Here is a 4,792-nt window from a genome sequence, read left to right on the forward strand (position 1 = left end):
CCGCCGCGCTGTCGGCCTGGGACGGGCGCGGCCTGCCCGAGGAAGCCGCCTTCGCCGCGCTGGTCGAGGACCTTCGAGCGGCCCGCGCGCGGGACCGCGAGACGGGGGCGGGCAGCATCGCCCGCGCCGCGGCGCGGCTGAACGCCGACAAGCCGGGCTTCCGCGGCCTGCTGCCGATGACGGCGCGGCGGGTGGAGGCCCCGTTCCAGGGCCCCGCCCGCGCCGCGCTGATCGCCATCAGCGAGGAGTGGGGCGATGTCGAGACCTGGGGCGCCATCCTGCGCGCGGCCGGGCCGCTCTCCTCCTTCCACACCCTGACGGCGCTCGACCTGCGGCAGGATGCGGCGGGGGCGATCCGCGCCGCGCCGGAGGACCAGTCGGTGTTCCGCGCGGTGCTGCTGCGCAGCCTGTGGATCTCGCTGCTGGTCACGGCCGCCTGCCTGTTGCTCGCCTGGCCGATCGCCTGGCTGATCGCGACGACGCGAGGGGCGGCGTCCGTGCTGCTGCTGGGCGCGGTGATGCTGCCCTTCTGGATCTCGCTGGTGGTGCGCACCGCCGCCTGGATGGTGCTGCTGCAGCGCGAAGGGGTGGTGAACGCGACGCTGGCCGCGACGGGGATGATCGACGCGCCGCTGCCGCTGATGATGAACCGCTTCGCCGTGGTGCTGGCGATGGTGCACATCCTGCTGCCCTTCATGGTGCTGCCGCTGGTCGCTTCGTTCCGCGCGCTGGACCCGCGCCTGCCGCGCGCGGCGGCCTCGCTCGGCGCGCCGCCCTGGCGGGTGTTCCTGCGCGTGACGCTGCCGCTCTGCCTGCCCGGCATCGGCGCGGGCTGCCTGCTGGTGTTCATCCAGGCGCTCGGCTTCTACGTGACGCCGGCGCTGCTCGGCGGGCCGAACGACCAGATGCTCGCCTGGTTCGTGGGCTTCTACGCGACGCGGTCGGTGAACTGGGGGCTGGCAGCGGCGCTGTCGATCCTGCTGCTGGTCGCGGTCGGGCTGTGCGTCGCGCTGTATGGGCGGCTGGCCGGGTTCCGCCGGCTGGGGGCGGCATGATGGCGCGTGCCGTGACCTGGGTGGCGGGCGTGCTGGTGGCGGTGTTCCTGCTGGCGCCGATCGTGGCGATCGTGCCGCTGTCCTTCTCCGCCGGGTCGTTCCTGTCCTATCCCCTGCCGGGGCTGTCGCTGCGCTGGTACCGGGATTTCTTCGGCTCGGATTTCTGGCTGCCGGCGGTGTGGAATTCGCTCGGCATCGGGCTGGCCGCGGCGGCGCTGGCGACGTTGCTCGGCACGCCGGCGGCCTTCGGGCTGTGGCGGATGAAGGGACGCTTCCGGACCGTCGCGATGGGCATCGTGCTGGCGCCGATGGTGGTGCCGGTGATCGTCATCGCGGTGGCGCTGCTGCTCGCCTTCGGGCCGATCGGGCTGGTCGCGACCCATGCGGGGATGGTGATCGCGCATGCCGCGCTCGGCGCGCCCTTCGTGGTGGTGACGGTGCTCGCCTCGCTCGAGGCCTTCGACCCGGTGCAGCTGCGCGCGGCATCCGCCTGCGGCGCGGGGCCGCTGCGCGCCTTCTTCCGCGTCTGCCTGCCGCAGATCGCGCCGGGCGTGGTGGCCGGGGCGGTCTTCGCCTTCGCCACATCGCTGGATGAGGTGGTGGTGGCGCTGTTCATCGCGGGCCCCGCCCAGCGCACCCTGCCGCGGCAGATGTTCGCCGGGCTGAACGACCAGATCAGCCTGACGACGACGGCGGCGGCGGCGATGCTGGTGCTGCTGTCGGTACTGCTGCTGGCGGTCGTGGGGTGGTTGCAGAAAAGGAGGCAGGGCGGGGGAGGGTGAACCTTCCTCCCCGCCATCCTAAGTGAAGCCGCCACGACAGGCCCGGCGCAGCATCGGGGGCGTGCCGTCGTCGTCAGCGCTGCCGCAAGGGCATCATGCGGGTCAGCATGCGGTCCTTGAGGACGAACTGGTGCCACAGGGCCGCCAGGACGTGCGCCGCGATGGCCGCCAGCAGAAGGTCCGCGAGCACCTCATGCGCCTCGCCCCACAGTCTGCCGCCCGGCATCGGGAAGGGCGCCGGCAGCGGGATGCCGCCGAAGACCGTGACCGCGCGCCCACGTGCCCAGCGATCGAACAGGCCTGTGAGCGGCAGCCCGACCGTCAGAAGGATCAGCGCGAGGTGCATGCCCCGCGCCGCGAGGCGCTGCCAGGTGGGCCCATTGGGCCGCGGCGGCGGCGAGACGGCGCGCCAGGCGACGCGCAGCGCCGCGAAGCCGAGCACGAGCACGCCGAGGCTGTAGTGCACCTGCATGGCAAGCTCGCGGCCTCCGCCGCGCGGGAATTCCTCCATGGTGCTGCCGACCACCCAGGCCGACAGCACCAGCAGCGCGGTGCCCCAGTGGATGGCGCGGGTGACCGCGCCATGGGGCTGCATCCCTTCATCCGTCGCCATCACCGGGGCTCCTTCGTTCAGCGATTGCGGGCGGTGACGGCGCCGCTGGTCGCATCGACGTGGAAGCTCGCCTGGCGGCCTTCGGCGTTGACCGTCTTCACCTCCCACCGGCCACGATCCCACTCGATCTCGCGCACCGTCCCATGGCCGGCGGCCCGGACGGCGGCGATGGCGGCCGCGGCGTCCACAGGCGCGGCTGCGAGGGCGCGGTTCTCCTCGACGCGGCGCGTCTCGCGGCTGTCGCGGTCGCCGGAGGAAGCGAAGGCGGGGGCGAGCGGCATGGTGGCGGCCAGCGCGAGGGCCAGGGCGGCGGCGGGGCGGAACTTCGTCATGAGGGTCTCTCCGTGGCTTCGGATTGCGGCGGATCCGCAATGGGGCGCATCCTTGGCCGCCGCGCCTGAACCGGTGCTGACGGACCCGTTCAGCCGCCGTTCAGTTTGGATCGACGAGCCTGCCAGGATGCGCCGCGCCCTTCTTTGTCTGCCCTTCCTCGCCGCGTTCTCCGCCTCGGCCCGCGCCGATGACAGGCGCGACCACGAGCGTGCCCGCGCTGCGCTCGCCGCCGGGGAAATCCGACCCCTGGCCGCGCTGTTGGTCGAGGTCGAGCGCCGCTATCTCGGCACGGTCATCGAGACCGAGCTCGAGCGCGACGACGGCCGCTGGATCTATGAGGTGAAGATCCTCCCGCCCTCCGGGCGCGTCTTCGAGCTCAGGTTCGATGCGGCCACGGGGGCCCTGCTGCGCAGTCGCGGACCTGTCCAGGAACGGCCCTGATGCGCGTGCTGGTGGTCGAGGACCATGCCGCCCTCGCCGGCCAGCTCATCGCCGCGCTGGCGGAGGCCGGCTTCGTCGCGGACTGCGCGGCGGATGGGGAAGAAGGCCATTTCCTCGGCGACACCGAGCCCTACGACGCAGTGGTGCTGGACCTCGGATTGCCGCGGCTCGACGGCGCCTCCGTGCTGCGCCGCTGGCGCGCGGCGGGGCGCGACATGCCGGTGCTGATCCTGACGGCGCGCGATGGCTGGAGCGAGAAGGTCGCGGGGCTGAACGCCGGCGCGGACGACTACCTCACCAAGCCCTTCGCAATGCCGGAGCTGGTCGCGCGCATCCAGGCCCTGGTGCGCCGTGCGCATGGACGCAGCCGGCCGGAGATCGCGCTCGGACGGCTGCTGGTGGACACGGCGGGGCAGCGCGTCACGCTCGACGGCCGGGCGGTGAAGCTGACCGGGCTCGAGTACCGGCTGCTGTCCTACCTCGCGCTGCATGCCGGGCAGGTGGTGTCCAAGACCGAACTCACCGAGCATCTCTACGCGCAGGATTTCGACCGCGACAGCAACACGCTGGAGGTCGTGGTCGGCCGCCTGCGCCGGAAGCTGGGCGAGGGAATCATCGAGACGTTGCGCGGCCAGGGGTACCGGCTGGTTCCGGCGCCGTGATGCGCCCAGGCTCCCTCGCGCTTCGGCTCGGTCTCGCTGCGGGGCTGTGGGTTGCCGCCGGGCTCGGCGCAGCGTCCTGGTTCGTCACCGGCATCGCCGTGCGCCAGGTGGAGGCCGCCTTCGACGCGCGGCTGGAAACCCTGCTCGACGCCGCCGTCGCGGCGGCGGCGCTCGACGCGGCCGGACGCATCGTCGTGGCGCGCGCGCCGGCCGGGGCTGATTTCGAACGACCCTTCTCGGGCGCCTACTGGCAGGTCACCGCGTCCGACGGCGCCGTCAGCACCTCGCGCTCGCTGTGGGATCAGGCCCTTCCGCCGGCGAGCGCGGGCCATGCGGGCGTGCTGCTGCGCGACACGGTCGGCCCGCGCGGGGAGCGGCTGCGCCTCGCCGAACGCGACGTCATGCTGCCGGGCGCCGCCGCGCCCGCCCATGTCGCCGTGGCGCTGTCGCGCACCGCGACCGAGGCCGAGATCGCGCGCCTGCGCGCCGTCCTGCTGGCAGCCTTCGCCGTCCTGGGCATCGGGCTGGTTGGCGGCGTCGTGGCGACGGTTGTCGCCGGACTCGCGCCGCTGCGCCGCATCCGCCGCGCGCTGGCGGAGGTGCGCGCCGGCACGCGGCAGCGGCTCAACCTCGACGCGCCGAGCGAAATCGCACCGCTGGTCTCGGAGATGGATGCGCTGATCGCCGGCAACCGCGCCACGATCGAGCGCGCGCGCACGCATGTCGGCAACCTCGCCCACGCGCTCAAGACGCCGCTCGCGGTGCTGCGCAACGCACTCGAGGGCGGCGCGCCCGACCTTGCCGCCGCCCGCGCGGAGGCCGCGGCGCTGGAGCGGCTGGTGCACCACCACCTCGCCCGCGCGCGGACCGCGGCGCGGGTCGCGGCAAGCGCGGCAAGCACCGTCG

7 protein-coding genes are annotated in these 4,792 nt (G+C 73.7%); 5 read left to right on the top strand and 2 right to left on the bottom strand.

The window, feature by feature from the left end:
* Positions 1–1,055, top strand: a 1,055-nt coding sequence (locus tag HW577_RS20840) for an ABC transporter permease (protein ID WP_198378044.1), incomplete at its 5' end; no start/stop codon positions are given.
* The gene (locus HW577_RS20845) at positions 1,052–1,837 is read left to right on the top strand and encodes an ABC transporter permease (RefSeq protein ID WP_198378045.1); all 786 of its coding nucleotides are present in this window, start codon (positions 1,052–1,054) and stop codon (positions 1,835–1,837) included. The genes HW577_RS20840 and HW577_RS20845, both read left to right, overlap by 4 nt.
* 73 nt (positions 1,838–1,910) lie before the next feature.
* On the opposite strand, the gene HW577_RS20850 is transcribed toward HW577_RS20845, so the two are convergent.
* Positions 1,911–2,450, bottom strand: a complete 540-nt coding sequence (locus tag HW577_RS20850) for a cytochrome b (protein WP_198378046.1) — start codon at positions 2,448–2,450, stop codon at positions 1,911–1,913.
* A gap of 17 nt (positions 2,451–2,467) precedes the next feature.
* Positions 2,468–2,782, bottom strand: coding sequence for a PepSY domain-containing protein (locus HW577_RS20855; protein ID WP_198378047.1), 315 nt, complete (start codon positions 2,780–2,782; stop codon positions 2,468–2,470).
* Positions 2,783–2,834: 52 nt separating this feature from the next.
* Between HW577_RS20855 and HW577_RS20860 the strand changes: the two genes are divergently transcribed.
* From HW577_RS20860 to HW577_RS20870, 3 genes are all read left to right on the top strand, one after another.
* On the top strand, positions 2,835–3,224 hold the full coding sequence (locus HW577_RS20860) for a PepSY domain-containing protein (RefSeq protein WP_232475107.1): 390 nt from the start codon (positions 2,835–2,837) through the stop codon (positions 3,222–3,224).
* Positions 3,224–3,886, top strand: coding sequence for a response regulator (locus tag HW577_RS20865; RefSeq protein WP_198378048.1), 663 nt, complete (start codon positions 3,224–3,226; stop codon positions 3,884–3,886). The genes HW577_RS20860 and HW577_RS20865 overlap by 1 nt, the downstream gene beginning before the upstream one ends.
* Positions 3,886–4,792 (top strand): sensor histidine kinase (locus HW577_RS20870; RefSeq protein ID WP_474100253.1); only part of this gene is annotated, 907 nt, incomplete at its 3' end. The genes HW577_RS20865 and HW577_RS20870, both read left to right, overlap by 1 nt.

Origin of the sequence: Neoroseomonas rubea (genome assembly GCF_016106015.1) — a bacterium.
Taxonomy (GTDB): Bacteria; Pseudomonadota; Alphaproteobacteria; order Acetobacterales; family Acetobacteraceae; genus Neoroseomonas; species Neoroseomonas rubea.